Source organism: Amycolatopsis sp. NPDC000009, assembly GCF_055563465.1.
This window is the reverse complement of the sequence record NZ_JBVHDI010000005.1, coordinates 37,033-50,722: the sequence shown is the minus strand read 5'-3', so window position 1 is coordinate 50,722 and position 13,690 is coordinate 37,033. Positions and strand designations below refer to the sequence as shown.

Below are 13,690 nucleotides of genomic sequence, written 5' to 3'. Positions count from 1 at the left end.
CGCGGGTCAGGGCAGGTGTCAGGCCGTGGCCAGGCCGTCATGCGGCCTGGTCGCCGAGCGTGTCATCGAAGAAGTCGTCGACGGCCTTCCGTGTCCGAGCGTGGCTACTCGGCAGGAGATGCGTGTACACCCGGAGCGTGAAGCCGGGATCGGTGTGGCCGAGGTACTGAGACAGCGCCTTGATCGACTCGCCAGCGTCGAGCAGCACCGAGGCGTAGAGGTGCCGGAGCGCGTGCACGCCGTCCGCCCTGGTCGGCTTCTCCACTCCGGCATCCTTGAGCGCGGGCAGCCAGAAGTTCACCCGGAACCACTCCGCTCGGAAGACCCGTCCGTACCCGTTGACCATGAGCAGGCGGGCCGTGGTCGGTTCGCCGCCCGGGTGCGACCAGGGCAGCGTGACTTCGGTCGCGGGGAACTCCTCCGCGTACTCGTCGAGGAGGCCGAGCAGCTTCCGCCCGATCGGCACCTCACGCGACTTGCCGCCCTTGGGCGGAGCGAACACCGGTTTCCCGGCGACCACGCGCACCTGTCGGGTGATGTACGCCAGGTCCTTACCGCGGTCAACGTCGTCGAGCGAGAATCCGAACAGCTCACCCTTCCGCAGGCCCAGACCGGCCGGGACATCGACAGCAGGCTTGTACCGCCTCGGAAGGTTGTCCCGCACGCCCCGAGCCCGTTCGCGAGACCAGGGCACGACCTGATTCCGGCTCGCCCTCGGACGCGAGATCACCTTGGACAGCGCCGGATTCTCGGAGATCTTCTTGTCCGCCATCGCGAAGTTCAGGATCGACACCAGATGCCCGAAGTAGAGCGCCCGCGAAGTCTCCGAGGCTTCGGCATCCTGGAGCTTCCGTAGCCACGTCTGGATGTGACTCGGCCGGATCGACCCGACTGCCTTCTTGCCGAAGTACGGAAGCAGGTGGACGTTGACGCGCGTCGCGAAGCGTTCCCGGCTGGTGTAGTCGACCGTCTGCGAGTCCAGCCAGCTCTGTGCGACGACCTCAAAGAGCACCAGGCCCGCGCGAGGGTCGATGTACTTGCCCTCGCGCTTGTCCGACTCCATCTCGATGAGGAAGTCTTCGGCGCGCTTCTTTTGCTTGTCGGGAAAGGACTTCGACCGTTCGCTACCGTTCGGGTCTAGGTAGCGAACCTTGTACCGCATCCCGACGCCGTACAGTTCGGTCTTCTCCAGAACCGGTTTTCCGCGAGCATTGAGCCGCAGGTTCCCCTTGGCGTCCTTGGCGGGTTTGTACCAGCGATCTTGGATGTGTCCCATCAGGCGGCCTCCTCAGCAACCCAGGCCCGGACCTTCGTGGGGTCATAGCGGAGATGACGGCCGATCTTGCGCACCGGCGGCCCCTCACCGAGCCATTTCCATTGGTAGAGCGTCTTCACTGGCACGCGGAGGTAGTCCGCGACGTCTTCGACTGACCACAGTGGATCGATGCTGTCCATGCCTTCCCCTTAGGCCGCGAGCGGAGTTGCCGAAAGATCTGGCGGGCTCTGCGCGGCTAGTAGTGCTTTGTCGTACTCGGCTTTCCAGGTGATGCGTTCGGAGATGGCGTGCATAACCAGGTGGTCCCGAGGAGGCACGGAGGGGTCGCCGGAGTCGACCTTGCGCCAGACCAGCCGTGCCGGGTCCGGTGCTGGTTTCTCGATCCCTACGGCCGCTAGCGCTTCGATCACGAACGCCTTCCGGTCCGCTTTGTGGTCGACGAGCGTCTTCCCCGACCACTTCCGCGACACCAGCACCCGCCGACCGGGCAAGCCGAGCGTGGTCCGCCGATGAGCCCGTCCCTTGCAGTGCCCCGGAGTCGTCTTTCCGTTGGCGCCCTTGGGATTGATCCCGTACAACAGCCACACCGCACACCGAGGCGAGCAGGGCGTCACCGACAGCTCCGCGTGCAACCGGTCGTGGTGATCCCTCTGCCTGACGGTGTCGGCTTCGACCACCTCACCGGTGGACTTGGTGAGGTACTTGGTCAGATAGCCGATGTGCCGCCCAGCCTCCTCCGTCCCGCCGAGGATGCCCTTGGAGTGCACCTGACGGCCGAAGGTGACCACATGCGCCGGGTCTTCCATGGCCTCTATCGCGTCGTCCCAGTCGGTCAGCGGTGCACGGGTGTCCGGGTCGACGAACACTCTGCGGTCGCCGTCCCAGAGCGGCATCCGGTCGACGTAGACGACCTGGTCGTGGTTGGGCCACCAGACCTGGTGATAGGTGGCTTCGGTGACTTGGCGGATCACGTCATGCGGAACCGATCCTCGAATCGCCGCGTGCAGGTGCGGGGCCGCGCGTCGTTGAGGCTCCACGGTGGCGAAGTACTGCGCGTCCCAGCCCACGACCCGCCGGAGGTTCTGCCACCACCTGTCCACGAGCGCGGAGAAGTGGACCGCGTCCCGAGCAGCCCGCCGGTAGTCATAAGTCGACGGATCGACCGGTGCACCGTCCGACCGAACTGGGCCGTAGGTGTCGCAGGTGAGCGTGACGAACATCGAGGGCCGGAACCGCCCCGCGTACTCCCGTCCGACCGTCGTCTTGGCGACCTTGCGTCGAGGGAGGTTCGGTGCGTCCTGCCGCCGTTTCGTCGAGCGCTTCACCGTCTTCTTCGTTGGCAGGTCGATCGAGGGGAGACGGCCGCGCATTCCGAGTTGCCGAAGTTCGTCGTCGACGCTCTGGATCTCCTCTCGCAGTTCGTCGGCCTCTACCTGGTCCGTCTGTTGCCGGTAAGCGGCGACGAGGTCAGCCCGGAACGCCAGTAGCTCCGTCTGAACCTCACTCGGTGGCTCTGCGGTGAAGTCAGGTTCTTCGGCCATGTGCCAGCCCTCACGGCACTGAACCTGCCTGAGCGCCTTGGCTTTGCGAGCACACGGCAAGCACACCGATTCGACCGTCGAGCCACAGGGGACCGGGACGTACCGGAGTTCGCCGGTGTCGGTGTCCCCAACCTCCATCGTGAACGGCCGTACGCAGACCCCGTGCTTCTCCGCCGTCGCTTTCACCACGTCCGAGGCCAGCGGTTCTCGCATCCGAGCGGCCCGGGTTTTGGCCGGCGTGGTCACCGCGGCTTCCTTCGTGCTCATCAGGCGGCCACCTCCCCAGGCGTGTCCCACTGCCGCAGCACGAACACCGGCATCTCCTGCCGCATCCCCGCAGGCAGGTCCGGGAACGTCGCTTCGTCGAACCAGACGCCGCCGTAGACGACGACCGGGATGCCGCAGGGAGTCCGGCCGCTCAGCTCCAGGTGCACCGACCCACCGCCCTCAGGACGCCACAGCGATGCCTTCACTTCCTCCAGGGAGTTGGCCCAGGTGAGCAAGCCGCGAGCGACGTCCTCAAGCCGACTAGAGTCGAGTTGCACCGTGATCGGATCAGCAGTCACCCCAACTCGCACCGACGCGGCCGGAGGAAGCGCGAACGAGTCGAGGTGATCGCGGATCGCGTCGAGGAAGACCATCAGCCGGTTCACGCCGCCACCCCCTCAGGACCGCGACGGGTGGCCAGGTCGACGACATGGGCGCCACCGTTGGTCACGTAGTTCTCCAACGCCTTGACCGTCTCGTCCGGCACCCAGCCAGCCCGGACCCGCAGCGGTTCGCGGATGCCCTCACCCCAGATGTAGCCGACACCCGCCGCCGACTCCTCAATCCGGTTCGCCCACGCCCCGCGCTCATAGGCCCCGTCACCGAGGACCATCCCGACGTGCGTCTTCGAGGTGACCCGCAGGCAAACCCGACGTGGGAACAGCTCACGTACGGGAACTGTGTCCTTCGTCGGCTCCTGCACATAGCCCCGCACCGTGTAACCGAGCGCCCGGCCTTGCGTGGTCAGAATCGCCACCCGTTCGACGATGGCTTCGCGGGTCTTGCGGTCGGTGTACTTGGTCAGTGCGCCGATCTCGTCGAACTCCAGCACCTCCAACGGGTAGTCGGTGGAAATCGGAACCTCACGGGTGAGCCCGGCGAACTCGCGCTTGCGGGACTCAAGACCGTCGAGCAGGTCGTCCAGGACCTCGATCGCCTCCTTCCCCGCGACGCCGTAGCGGGCGAAGATCCCGCGCCCGTAGGCGAGTTCCATCCCCTTCGGGTCGATCCCCGAGACGCGTACCGTCCCGGCCCGGATCGCCGAGGCGGCCGAGACGAGCGGGGACCACATGACCGAGTTCTTCCCGGCCCCGGTGGCCCCAGCGACGAGCATGTGAGCGCCAGGACCGGTCAGCGGCAGCCGCCAGTCCTTCCCGTACTCAGTCCGTCCGGCGAACACCCGCCGCAGATCCACGCCGTCGACGGCCGCCAGGTCTGCGCAGTCCACCGGCGCGGCGAGGAGGTCGCGGCGCTGGAAGTCGAGCGAGACGACGTTGGGTTCCAGCTCCCGCACCTGGCACCGCGTGACCTTGCGAGCCACGGCCAAGGCGCGGGCAGCGTCGTCGAAGTCCTCCGGCTTCTGCCCTGGCACGAGCCGGACCCGGACCTCATCCCACGACGGCCCCGACTTCACACCCAGCACCTTCGGGACCTGCACCGCAGTACCACCGCCCGCAGTACGCGAGACCGCCTTCCGACGACGGCCGACGAGGTTGACGGTCACTTCCACGGGCACGGTGCCATCGGAGATGGACAGACCGCAGGCGTGCAGCCAGCCCGGCAGTTTCCGGGCGTAGGTGAACCAGCGCAACCACCACGCCCGCAGGAACCGGCCACAACACCGATCGAACGACACCACGTCGAGCAGCCGCCACACCACCAGGACCACCGCGACCGAACCCGCCGTGACAGCCAGCGAGAGCCAGCCGAGCCACTGCCACCAGACCGCCACCGCGATCACACCGAGGCTCGTCCGCCAGTGTGTGAAGACCTGCTTTCCCAGCCACACCAACAACTTCACCGTTGACCACAGGGCGATGAACACCACCGCAGCAGCGGCGAGAACTTCCGCGATCGTGGCGAGCGCGCGGCCGAGCTTGTGCAGCAGCCACACCACCACACCCAGCACCCCGCCGCCGACGAGAAGGAAGCCGATCCCGTTGGTATTCATCGGCGACCACCGCCGGTCAGGTCGAGCGGCAGCATTCCCCGGCAGGGAGCGCATTCCGTCTCGCCGGGTAGGAGCTTGGCGAACCGCTTGCAGACTGTGCAGCGCGTTCGGGTGACCCCGTCTAGCGGTCGGTTGTTGCCATCGTTTAGCGTTGTCATTGTTCACTTCCAGAGGTTGTGGACAGCGCAGGAGCGGCAAGGTTGGTAGCCGGATTCCGCTTCTGCGCCTTACAGGACAAGAAAAGCGTTTGAGGACGTGTTTGTACGCCGCACGTCCCCGCGTGCGTTTTTCGCTCTGTCATTCAGTTTTCAGCTGGCTTGCGACTTCTCCTTTTGGATCTGGGCGGCCACCTCCTTGGCTTTGCGTTCCTCGTAGCCGACCCAGTACTTGAGTTCGTGGTGGTGCCAGCGGTCCACATCGGACGCCGCCTGATATGTGCGGGCGTTGGCCTGGTGGAACTTCAACCAGGTCTCCAGGTTCGACCCGGGCTTTGGCCTTCGGGCCGTGGCGAGCGCGTGCGCCTCTTGGAGTGTTTGTGGCTCATTCCGGCCGGGTGGCGTCATCACGCACCGCCTTGTGCTTGCCGAGGAACACGGCCAGTTCGTCCGCGCTGTCGCGGATTTGGCGAAGGAGCCGGATGAACTCCGGCCACTCGGCCGGATCGGACGGCGGCAGGATCGCCAGGCTGTCCGGATCGAGATAGATCACCAGCGCCGGGTTTGCCGAACCATTGCCCTGCATCCCCGCGACCGCCTGCCGTCCCGGCTTCCACATCGCGTTGAACGCTACCGCCCTGCCCTTCCTCGCTGTAGGCGCGCATCTCCCACGACCGTGCGTTCTCCTCGAACCCCTCAGCCGCCGCAGTCACCGCCGCCAACACCCACCACGGCAACCGGCCCTGCGTAGCCAGCTCCCGCCATGCCGACGCCACCGCCCAGGAAGCGACGGCCATGTCATGTGCCGCCAGGGCATCCCCGCCGTGTGCGGTCCGCTGCGTCATCGCGCTGTAGTGGCGGTAAGCGGCTTCCCAGGTTTGGACCAGGTGCGGGGATGCCGCCCCCGGCGCCCCGCCCACCATCACGCAGCCTTGGGCGTTGACTCGGCAGCGGCGGAAGCCCGGCCCGACTTCGCTCCGCCGCCGGACGCCGCAGCCTTGAAGCCAGTCGCGCGGAACAGGTAGGACTGGTACTTGAACTCGCCCTGACCCGCCACCTTCGGCTCAGCCGTCAGGCCCTCCAGTTCGATCGGCCGCATACCCGGCAGCACTTCCGACGTGGTCGGCACCGGCTGCACGTCGGCCAGCAGCGTGATCTCGAACGACGCGCGCTTCGCCTTGACCTCGTCCGGGTCGGTCACCGTGACCTTCCACTGACGCTTGCCCGTCACCTCGTCGACCCGCTGACGAGCCGGACGCCCCGAAGAACGGTCCTCCCGCGACTGGTACTCGTTGTCCGGCGAGACCTCGCCGACCATCACGAGGCCCTGCGCGAACGCTTCGTCGAAGTCGATGGTGAAGCGGTGTCCTTTGTAGATAGCCATGTCGTTAGTTCCCTTGCTTGTCTGTGTCTGTCGGCACTTCGTCGCCGTCTTTGCCCCTTGCGGCAGCCGCGTTCAGTGCGGCCTGTACCTCTGCGAGTTCTCTCCCCAGCACCGCTATCGCGTCGGAATCGACGAGCAGGACCACGGGGAACGCCTTGCCGAAACGGATCTCCGCCCGGTTGGCGTAGGTGAGCGCACGGACGCGGATCGGCAGGTCTGCCGTGACGTGGATCTGGACCGTGTCACGCATCGGGCGCTCAGATCGCGAACCGGCGAGCTGTCCACGATCCCGAGCCGCGCGCGGACGCTGCCCGACCGGCGGTTGGAGTCGTCATGCCTGCCTCCCTCTTGGTGTCGAGGTGCTGGGGCGAGTCCCCGGCAACCTGGCACCTAATCTCCGCCAAAACGCGGGACGTGATCACCACGTGGCGGGACATCTAGGGACGTCCCTGGTACGGTCGAAGACGTCCCTAAAAGTCCCTAGGAGGGCGGATGCCGAACGAACGTCTGCGGGACGCCCTGCTGCGCAATGGCCTCACGCTGGAACAAGTCGCCGACGCCACCGGGGTCGATCAGAAGACCGTGGAACGGTGGATCACCAAGGGGCGGACGCCGTACCCGAAGCACCGGCACAAGATCGCCGCGATGGCGCGCGAGTCAGAGACCTACCTCTGGCCGGACTCGGTGGCCCCGGAGCGCAAGGCCGAGACGGCCGCCGCCGAGGTCGTGCGGGTGTTCCCGCACCGCAACGCCATCCCGGTCGAGCTATGGGACCGGCTGATCAAGGAAGCGTCGGAGACGGTCGAGGTCCTGGTCCACGCCGCGCTGTTCCTGGTGGAGCGCCCGCGGTTCATCAAGGACCTGACCGCAAAAGCCCAGGCCGGGGCGAAGATACGACTGATTTTCGGAGATCCCGAAGGGGAGAGCGTCGCTCTGCGCGGGGACGAGGAGCAGCTAGGCGACGGGACGCTTGCGGCGCGCATTCGCAACGCACTCGCGTTCTACCGGCCGCTCATCGGGGTAGACGGGGTGGAGATGCGCTTCCACAACACCACGCTCTACAACTCGATCTTCCGCTTCGACGACGAAATGATCATCAACACGCACGTCTACGGCTTCCAGGGAGCACACGCCCCATCCCTGCACCTCCGCCGGCTATCCGCCGGGGACCTCTTCGAGACCTACTCGGAGAGCTTCGAAGCCGTCTGGAACCTCGCCAAGCCCGCCACCTTCTAGGAGGCCACACATGGCACGCGTCGACTACTACAACGACCCGGACGCCCCCAAGGCGAACAGCATCGCGGTCGCGGTGTCCGCGTTCATCCAGGACGACGAAGGCCGCATCCTCATGATCCGGCGCACCGACAACGACCTGTACGCGATCCCCGGCGGACAGCTCGAGCTCGGCGAGACCTTGGCGCAGGCCGCTGTGCGGGAGGTGCGGGAGGAAACCGGCATCGAGTGCGAGGTTACTGGGGTGATCGGCCTGTACTCGAACCCGAACCACGTCATCGCCTACGACGATGGCGAGGTACGCCAGGAATTCTCGATCTGCTTTCGTGCGAGTCCAGTTGGTGGAGGTTTGCGCGCGAGCAGTGAAAGTAAAGAAGTGCACTGGGTCGAAGTTGATAAGTTAGAGAACATGCGGATTCATTCATCTATAAGGCTGAGGATAGAACATGCGTGTTCAGGGGGTGACTCTGTTTTCTACTCTTGACTCTGAGCGCCGTTTATCGTCCGTTTCGTGCAACTCGGTCCAGGATGGTTGCGGCATGCTGGATTGCCTCAGGGTTCGAATCGAAGTCCTTGGTGTCCGATTTGATATTTCTGAACTTGCCACCGTTTTTGCTGGTCTCAATCTGAAACCGGTGTTGACCGCCTCTTGTTAAGGAGATGCGGGCTTTCCAATCGGTCTTTCTGTCTGGCGAGGTTCCCGTCCAACCCTCCTGAAACTCATCTCCGACAGTTGACCACGAGACTTTCGGGTGAGCCTTCTCGATGGCATGTCGAAGATCGCTGGCAGTTTGGTGTCGCAGCGACGGGACGATATTCAGCGACTTCCTGACCACTCGCCTGAGGCGGTCATCTATGTGGGGTAGGAAGTTGTTTCGCGGAGGAATCTTGCCCCTTCCTATTAGTTCCACGACATTCTCAGATTCTTCGAACGGTGCGCGAAAGTGCTTGTCACCGTTGAGTAGCCTGTAGAGAGTTGCTCCCATGGCGTAAATATCGCCAACGACGCTATCGATGCACCCAGTGGTAGATATCGATTCTGGAGGGATGTGTGTCACATATCCGATAGGGGCCTCCGGGAAGGCCTCCTTGCTGCTTGCGAGGCCGAAATCGGAAACTTTGACTTTGTGGCGTTCATCGAGCATGAGATTTGCAGGCTTAATGTCGCGGTGTAGCCAGTTGGAATTATGAAGAAATTCGAGCCCTCGGCACGCGTCTTCAATTGCTTCCAATGCGGTCAGTACGGGTAGTGGTGCACCCATGTATCTGTCTTCGATGCTGCCGTTTGGCAAGTATTCCATGCGTATCGCGGGCATGCCGTCTACCATTTCCGCAGAGTAGACTTGGACTACATGCTCGTGCTGCGCGAGGCGCATAGCCCTGGCTTCCGTGAATACGTCCCGTTCTTCGAAGTACTCCGTGTTTCTAAGTACTTTGGTGGCTTGGAATCTGTCTAGGGCTATGTCCTTTTCGAGCCACACGTCACCAAAGTATCCGCTTCCTAACTTGCGGATTCGTTCGATCGTCATGCGTCTCCCTTGGGAAAGCTGAGAAACGCGACCAGTACTGGATCCCGCCTGGCGGCGGGCGTGGCGGACACTTCTGGGATTCGTGCAATTGCTGCATCGACTTCGGCGGTCTTCTTTGCCGAAAGCTTTCCCCTGATGGTCGCCGAGTAGTATCTGGTGGTCGAGATGTCACGTGTTGCGACCGCTTCCTGAACCACCCCTTCGGTCTCTGCTCTTGGAAGACTATTTCCCCTTCCTCCGGCGTCGACTATCCGTAGGGCGACTTGGTCAGGGTTTGATTGGTTAAGAATCTCGTTAACCTCTTTTCTGATCCATGCGAGCTGGTGGCCACGGTCGAGAGAAGGCGCTGATGCGGTCGCATATTTTGCGACGTGTGCATCCGCGTGGCTCGTGCCTTCTAGCAATGCCCAGACAAGCTTGTCCTTGGTGCACTTCATTCCAAGAATCTTCACGGTTGTTCCTCCGTTATGTGTATCGATGTCTTGCCGAACTTGGCTCCATGGGATCAAGGCGCGCCGCCGTCGGCGGCGCGCTGGTCACCTTGCGTCCGCGTCTCGCCTGCGGGCGCACCTTGCCCGACACGGCGGGCTGCCGCTCCGCTCCGCCCACCGGCCGGGCGGTGCGCCCGCTGAAGTCGTGGACAGGTGTTGCCGCCGCCAGCGGCGCGCAGGTACGCCAATGAGCACGTCGGCCTCCTCGCTGAGACATTCGTGCCACCGATGTCGCAAACGGCCCAACGGCTGTTACGCGGAGCCATCGCCCCGATGCCAGATCGTCACAACGGCCGTCACGACGCGTCAAGGCGGGAAAGCGTGCCTTGACCCGACGCGACGGCCGCGTGGATGGCTTCGTATCGGGGAGATGGGGGAGGAGTGGGCGAGTGCCAGGCCGTCTCCAGGCCGTCAGACGTCGGGTAGGGGTGAGAACACGCGAGAAGTGTCCAGCCCTATCCGCGCAGGTCGGCGGCCAAAAGTAGCGATCATGCCGAGGTCGGCGAAACACCGGAACCATAAGATCAACATGTAAGCCCTCGTGAGTGGTAAGGACGGTTAGAACCGTCCTTACCACTCACGAGTACCTGAGCTCAGGCGGCGGTTTCGCGTGATCCTGTGGCCGACTCGCGTGATCGGATGGACGACACGCGTGTGGAGTTGCCCCCTGGGAGCGGACACCTTGATTCCAGACGTTGGTCTGGAGGGAGGATGTCCTGGTGTCTCGCAGGTCGAAGTATCCGGAGCGGTTCCGTCGTGACGCGATCGAGCTGGTCAACACGAGTGACAGGCCGTTGCGTCAGATCGCCCGCGAGCTGGGGGTCAATCACGAGACCTTACGGTCGTGGGTAAATGCCGCCAAGCAAGCGGCTGAAGCCGGGCCGGTGGAGGATCCCGAGGTCATCGATGAGGTGCAACGACTGCGGAAACAGGTCGCTGAGCTGCAGAAAGAGAAGGAGATCCTGCGTAAAGCGGCCGCCTATTTTGCCAAAGAGATGGATCGATGATCTACCGCTACCGGTTCATCTCCGAGCATCGCGCCGAGTTCGGCGTGAAGCGGTTGTGCCAGGTACTGGGTCTGCGCCGGCAGGGCTTCCACGAGTGGGCCGCCGCCGAGGCCGTCCGGGAGGCCGCGGCGGAACAGGAGCGGGAGCTGATAGCGGTGATCGCCTCGATCCACGCGCAGCACCGAGGCGCCTATGGGCGGCCCCGGATCACCGCGGAGCTGCGCCGGCGCGGACGCGTGGTGAACCACAAACGAGTCGAGCGGCTCATGCGCGAGCAGGGCCTGGCCGGGATCACCCGCCGCAAACGCCGGAGCCTGACCAGACCCGCCGCCACCCCGGTGCCACCGGTGGCGGATGTGATCCGCCGTGATTTCACCGCCGAGCGCCCTGGCCGGCGGTTCGTCGGGGACATCACCTACCTGCCCACCTTCCAGGGCTGGCTTTACCTGGCCACGGTGATCGACCTGCACAACCGTGAGGTCGTCGGGCACGCGATGGCCGATCACCTGCGCGCCGACCTGGTCTGCGACGCCATCACCCTGGCCACCGCACGCGGCCTGATCCGCCCCGACGCGGTGTTCCACTCCGACCGCGGCGTCCAGTACACCTCCGGCCAGTTCCGCGCCGCGCTCACCGAGCACCGGATCCGCCCGTCGATCGGACGGGCCGGGTCCTGCTACGACAACGCCGTCGCCGAAGCGTTCTTCGCCACCCTCAAAACCGAGATCGGCACCACCATCTGGCGCACCCGCGACCAGGCACGACACGACATATACCGCTACCTCCACTACTACAACCACAACCGTCTACATTCGACACTCAGCCACCGAACACCCCACGAAACCCGAACCAGCTACAGTCACCACCAAGCCGCGTGAAAACCCCGTGTCCGCCATCCGGGGGCAACTCCACGTGACTGCATGGACGACACGCGCACGAGGGGTTCCGCCGCGAGTCGTCCGTCTGGACACGCGTGTCGTCCATCGGATCACGCGAGTCGGCCGCCCAGTCACGCGAGGCGGCCATTCGCGCACGGCGGTGGCGGTCGGCGCTAGTGACCCGAACGCCCGCGGAACGCAGGCCGGGCGTTGCGAAAGCCACTTTCGCAACCTTCAACGTTGCGAAAGTGGCTTTCGCAACGCGTGCGGCCGGCGGGGCCAAGTCGGGTGGGTCGCGAGTGGCAATCAGGGACGGAACCCGAATCGCACTCATGACCCACCCGGCCCAACGCCCGCCCGCGGCCTAGCCCCCAACGCACGTAGTCGACTAAATGCGGGAGGAGGCTAAAGCGTGTGGGTGGCGATCAGTTGCCCGATCGCCCGGATGTCCGAACCACGGAATTCGAGCCGCACGTTCCCCAGCCCGCTGAACCAGAGGTCCAGTTCGGCATCGAGGTCGAAGGTGCCCGCGGTTTCGATCGAGAAGGCCTGGATCCTGTTGTACGGCAGTGAGGTGAAGTCCTTCTTCTTGCCCGTCATGCCCTGGACGTTCACCGCGATCAGCCGCTTGTTCGTGAACACCACGAAGTCGCGCACCGCCTTGAACGACGAGATGATCTCCTCGCCGGGGATGATGATCGGCTGCACCGTGGGCGCGATGTCCTTCGGCTTGCACGGCGTGAGCTTGAAGACGGTGTCCTTGGAGAAGTCAATCATGTACTCCAACATACGGACGGAAACAGGCGGACGAGCGCGACACCGGGACCCGTCCCCGGCGGCGTCCCGCATACTGCCGGGGAACAGGAGGAGGCACGATGAAGCGGCTCACGACGACGCACGAGAGCCTGGCGCTCGGCGTGCCGCCGTCGGCTCCCGGCGCGGTGTTCGCGCTCACGCTCGCGGGCGGCGTGTCCGTCGACCCCGGCGAGGGCGGTGCGATCACGTTCGGGCGTAACCGGCCGCAGGTCGACGTCTGTGTGGGGGAGAACGACCTGCAGGTCAGCCGCAGGCACGGGCTCCTGAACTTCACCGACGGGCAGTGGTGGGTCAGCAACACCGGCCAGCTGCCCATCCGCTTGCCGAATTCCCGCTGGCTGTCGCGCGGCGAGGAGCCGATCCCCCTGTCGGACGGCTACACGCCGCTGTTCGTCCGCGGTTCGGGCAGGCGGGAGCACCTGCTCGAGTTGTACGTCGCGGGGCCCGAGGGAGGGCAGCCCGTCACCCGGCACGACGACGTCACCGTGCCGCCCCGCCGCTGGCGCCTCAGCGCGGAAGAACGCCTGGTCCTGGTCGTCTTCGGGCAGCGCTACCTGCTGCACGACCTCAATCCGCAGCCGTTGTCCCGCCAGCAGACGGCCGAGGTGCTCACCGAGCTCCGCCCCGGTGAGACGTGGACCGCGCGCAGGGTCGAGCACGTCGTCATCGACGTCCGGACGCGGCTGTCCGCCGGCGGTGTTTTCGGTCTGCGGCGTGAGGAGGTCGGCGAGCCGGTCGGCAACGCGTTGAACGACAACCTGCTGCGTGAGCTCGTGCTGTCCACGACGCTCGTCCCGCCGGACCTCGCCCTGCTCGAAGCGCTCGACTGACTGTCCATAAGGGACGGTCAGCTCACGCCTTCCATCGCCGTCTTGGCGACGTCGCTTCCTCTTTCCGCCTCGCCCGCGACCTTCACCAGCGCCGCGGTCGCCTGATCCCGGCTCTCTTCGGCCTTCACGCGTCCCGCCGAGGCCGCGTTCACACCGAAGAAGGCGCCCACCACGGTGCCGATCACCGTTCCCGCCGCGGTGATCACCGCCGTGACGTCCGACGTGTTCGGGTACCGCCAGACCGCCGCGACCGCGATCACCGCGAGCGCGCTCAGCCCAGCCAGCACCGTCATGAACCCGTAGTTCTTGCTCATGGCCCGCTCCCTTCAGGC

The 13,690-nt window shown here is 65.0% G+C and carries 19 protein-coding genes; 6 read left to right on the top strand and 13 right to left on the bottom strand.

The window, feature by feature from the left end; translation table 11 throughout:
* Positions 1 to 37: 37 nt before the first annotated feature.
* The 9 genes from ACZ3HL_RS16245 to ACZ3HL_RS16205 form a co-directional block, all read right to left on the bottom strand.
* Positions 38 to 1,276: a tyrosine-type recombinase/integrase gene (locus tag ACZ3HL_RS16245; protein ID WP_465531718.1), complete on the bottom strand. Its 1,239-nt coding sequence runs from the start codon at positions 1,274 to 1,276 to the stop codon at positions 38 to 40.
* Positions 1,276 to 1,455, bottom strand: coding sequence for a helix-turn-helix domain-containing protein (locus ACZ3HL_RS16240; protein ID WP_007033922.1), 180 nt, complete (start codon positions 1,453 to 1,455; stop codon positions 1,276 to 1,278). Before ACZ3HL_RS16240 ends, ACZ3HL_RS16245 begins: the two co-directional genes overlap by 1 nt.
* 9 nt (positions 1,456 to 1,464) lie before the next feature.
* Positions 1,465 to 3,084 (bottom strand): replication initiator, encoded by a 1,620-nt coding sequence (locus ACZ3HL_RS16235; protein WP_465531716.1) that lies wholly within the window; start codon positions 3,082 to 3,084, stop codon positions 1,465 to 1,467.
* Positions 3,084 to 3,470, bottom strand: coding sequence for a hypothetical protein (locus ACZ3HL_RS16230; protein WP_465531714.1), 387 nt, complete (start codon positions 3,468 to 3,470; stop codon positions 3,084 to 3,086). Before ACZ3HL_RS16230 ends, ACZ3HL_RS16235 begins: the two co-directional genes overlap by 1 nt.
* The gene (locus tag ACZ3HL_RS16225) at positions 3,467 to 5,035 is read right to left on the bottom strand and encodes an FtsK/SpoIIIE domain-containing protein (RefSeq protein ID WP_465531712.1); all 1,569 of its coding nucleotides are present in this window, start codon (positions 5,033 to 5,035) and stop codon (positions 3,467 to 3,469) included. The genes ACZ3HL_RS16230 and ACZ3HL_RS16225 overlap by 4 nt, the downstream gene beginning before the upstream one ends.
* Positions 5,036 to 5,343: 308 nt before the next feature.
* Positions 5,344 to 5,598 carry an AMED_5909 family protein gene (locus tag ACZ3HL_RS16220; protein ID WP_465531710.1) on the bottom strand — a complete coding sequence of 85 codons (255 nt, stop codon included), beginning with the start codon at positions 5,596 to 5,598 and terminating at the stop codon, positions 5,344 to 5,346.
* Positions 5,576 to 5,809, bottom strand: coding sequence for a hypothetical protein (locus tag ACZ3HL_RS16215; protein WP_465531708.1), 234 nt, complete (start codon positions 5,807 to 5,809; stop codon positions 5,576 to 5,578). Before ACZ3HL_RS16215 ends, ACZ3HL_RS16220 begins: the two co-directional genes overlap by 23 nt.
* A 303-nt stretch (positions 5,810 to 6,112) precedes the next feature.
* Positions 6,113 to 6,574 carry a hypothetical protein gene (locus ACZ3HL_RS16210; protein WP_465531706.1) on the bottom strand — a complete coding sequence of 154 codons (462 nt, stop codon included), beginning with the start codon at positions 6,572 to 6,574 and terminating at the stop codon, positions 6,113 to 6,115.
* Between the two features lie 4 nt (positions 6,575 to 6,578).
* Positions 6,579 to 6,824 (bottom strand): hypothetical protein, encoded by a 246-nt coding sequence (locus ACZ3HL_RS16205; protein ID WP_378440264.1) that lies wholly within the window; start codon positions 6,822 to 6,824, stop codon positions 6,579 to 6,581.
* A gap of 242 nt (positions 6,825 to 7,066) precedes the next feature.
* Here ACZ3HL_RS16205 and ACZ3HL_RS16200 point away from each other — a divergent pair, with 242 nt between their 5' ends.
* Both ACZ3HL_RS16200 and ACZ3HL_RS16195 read left to right on the top strand, forming a co-directional pair.
* Positions 7,067 to 7,810 (top strand): DUF5919 domain-containing protein, encoded by a 744-nt coding sequence (locus ACZ3HL_RS16200; RefSeq protein ID WP_465531704.1) that lies wholly within the window; start codon positions 7,067 to 7,069, stop codon positions 7,808 to 7,810.
* Positions 7,811 to 7,820: 10 nt separating this feature from the next.
* On the top strand, positions 7,821 to 8,291 hold the full coding sequence (locus ACZ3HL_RS16195) for an NUDIX hydrolase (RefSeq protein ID WP_465531702.1): 471 nt from the start codon (positions 7,821 to 7,823) through the stop codon (positions 8,289 to 8,291).
* 13 nt (positions 8,292 to 8,304) lie between these two features.
* Here ACZ3HL_RS16195 and ACZ3HL_RS16190 read toward each other — a convergent pair whose 3' ends face one another.
* Both ACZ3HL_RS16190 and ACZ3HL_RS16185 read right to left on the bottom strand, forming a co-directional pair.
* A complete protein-coding gene (locus ACZ3HL_RS16190; protein ID WP_465531700.1) occupies positions 8,305 to 9,336 on the bottom strand; it encodes a serine/threonine-protein kinase in 1,032 nt (343 codons plus the stop codon).
* Positions 9,333 to 9,788, bottom strand: coding sequence for a hypothetical protein (locus tag ACZ3HL_RS16185; RefSeq protein WP_465531698.1), 456 nt, complete (start codon positions 9,786 to 9,788; stop codon positions 9,333 to 9,335). The genes ACZ3HL_RS16190 and ACZ3HL_RS16185 overlap by 4 nt, the downstream gene beginning before the upstream one ends.
* 47 nt (positions 9,789 to 9,835) lie before the next feature.
* On the opposite strand from ACZ3HL_RS16185, the gene ACZ3HL_RS16180 reads away from it, so the two are divergent.
* The 3 genes from ACZ3HL_RS16180 (at position 9,836) to ACZ3HL_RS16170 (ending at position 11,712) form a co-directional block, all read left to right on the top strand.
* Positions 9,836 to 10,018: a hypothetical protein gene (locus ACZ3HL_RS16180; protein WP_465531696.1), complete on the top strand. Its 183-nt coding sequence runs from the start codon at positions 9,836 to 9,838 to the stop codon at positions 10,016 to 10,018.
* A 528-nt stretch (positions 10,019 to 10,546) separates the two neighbouring features.
* Positions 10,547 to 10,834 carry a transposase gene (locus tag ACZ3HL_RS16175; protein ID WP_465531694.1) on the top strand — a complete coding sequence of 96 codons (288 nt, stop codon included), beginning with the start codon at positions 10,547 to 10,549 and terminating at the stop codon, positions 10,832 to 10,834.
* Entirely contained in the window at positions 10,831 to 11,712 is an 882-nt protein-coding gene (locus ACZ3HL_RS16170; RefSeq protein WP_465531692.1) for an IS3 family transposase, read from the top strand. The genes ACZ3HL_RS16175 and ACZ3HL_RS16170 overlap by 4 nt, the downstream gene beginning before the upstream one ends.
* Before the next feature lie 405 nt (positions 11,713 to 12,117).
* On the opposite strand, the gene ACZ3HL_RS16165 is transcribed toward ACZ3HL_RS16170, so the two are convergent.
* Entirely contained in the window at positions 12,118 to 12,489 is a 372-nt protein-coding gene (locus ACZ3HL_RS16165; protein ID WP_026467493.1) for a PH domain-containing protein, read from the bottom strand.
* Between the two features lie 98 nt (positions 12,490 to 12,587).
* On the opposite strand from ACZ3HL_RS16165, the gene ACZ3HL_RS16160 reads away from it, so the two are divergent.
* Positions 12,588 to 13,358, top strand: coding sequence for an FHA domain-containing protein (locus ACZ3HL_RS16160; RefSeq protein WP_465421725.1), 771 nt, complete (start codon positions 12,588 to 12,590; stop codon positions 13,356 to 13,358).
* A gap of 17 nt (positions 13,359 to 13,375) precedes the next feature.
* On the opposite strand, the gene ACZ3HL_RS16155 is transcribed toward ACZ3HL_RS16160, so the two are convergent.
* Positions 13,376 to 13,672 carry a hypothetical protein gene (locus tag ACZ3HL_RS16155; protein ID WP_034312745.1) on the bottom strand — a complete coding sequence of 99 codons (297 nt, stop codon included), beginning with the start codon at positions 13,670 to 13,672 and terminating at the stop codon, positions 13,376 to 13,378.
* Between the last annotated feature and the right edge of the window lie 18 nt (positions 13,673 to 13,690).

What these genes read in the sequence shown, in the direction of transcription:
- ACZ3HL_RS16215 (WP_465531708.1), bottom strand. Translation starts at nt 5,809, where the DNA reads ATGTGGAAGCCGGGACGGCAGGCGGTCGCGGGGATGCAGGGCAATGGT.
- ACZ3HL_RS16210 (WP_465531706.1), bottom strand. Translation starts at nt 6,574, where the DNA reads ATGGCTATCTACAAAGGACACCGCTTCACCATCGACTTCGACGAAGCG.
- ACZ3HL_RS16200 (WP_465531704.1), top strand. Translation starts at nt 7,067, where the DNA reads ATGCCGAACGAACGTCTGCGGGACGCCCTGCTGCGCAATGGCCTCACG.
- ACZ3HL_RS16170 (WP_465531692.1), top strand. Translation starts at nt 10,831, where the DNA reads ATGATCTACCGCTACCGGTTCATCTCCGAGCATCGCGCCGAGTTCGGC.
- ACZ3HL_RS16160 (WP_465421725.1), top strand. Translation starts at nt 12,588, where the DNA reads ATGAAGCGGCTCACGACGACGCACGAGAGCCTGGCGCTCGGCGTGCCG.
- ACZ3HL_RS16220 (WP_465531710.1), bottom strand. Translation starts at nt 5,598, where the DNA reads ATGACGCCACCCGGCCGGAATGAGCCACAAACACTCCAAGAGGCGCAC.
- ACZ3HL_RS16155 (WP_034312745.1), bottom strand. Translation starts at nt 13,672, where the DNA reads ATGAGCAAGAACTACGGGTTCATGACGGTGCTGGCTGGGCTGAGCGCG.
- ACZ3HL_RS16205 (WP_378440264.1), bottom strand. Translation starts at nt 6,824, where the DNA reads ATGCGTGACACGGTCCAGATCCACGTCACGGCAGACCTGCCGATCCGC.
- ACZ3HL_RS16180 (WP_465531696.1), top strand. Translation starts at nt 9,836, where the DNA reads ATGGGATCAAGGCGCGCCGCCGTCGGCGGCGCGCTGGTCACCTTGCGT.
- ACZ3HL_RS16190 (WP_465531700.1), bottom strand. Translation starts at nt 9,336, where the DNA reads ATGACGATCGAACGAATCCGCAAGTTAGGAAGCGGATACTTTGGTGAC.
- ACZ3HL_RS16225 (WP_465531712.1), bottom strand. Translation starts at nt 5,035, where the DNA reads ATGAATACCAACGGGATCGGCTTCCTTCTCGTCGGCGGCGGGGTGCTG.
- ACZ3HL_RS16165 (WP_026467493.1), bottom strand. Translation starts at nt 12,489, where the DNA reads ATGATTGACTTCTCCAAGGACACCGTCTTCAAGCTCACGCCGTGCAAG.
- ACZ3HL_RS16245 (WP_465531718.1), bottom strand. Translation starts at nt 1,276, where the DNA reads ATGGGACACATCCAAGATCGCTGGTACAAACCCGCCAAGGACGCCAAG.
- ACZ3HL_RS16240 (WP_007033922.1), bottom strand. Translation starts at nt 1,455, where the DNA reads ATGGACAGCATCGATCCACTGTGGTCAGTCGAAGACGTCGCGGACTAC.
- ACZ3HL_RS16195 (WP_465531702.1), top strand. Translation starts at nt 7,821, where the DNA reads ATGGCACGCGTCGACTACTACAACGACCCGGACGCCCCCAAGGCGAAC.
- ACZ3HL_RS16235 (WP_465531716.1), bottom strand. Translation starts at nt 3,084, where the DNA reads ATGAGCACGAAGGAAGCCGCGGTGACCACGCCGGCCAAAACCCGGGCC.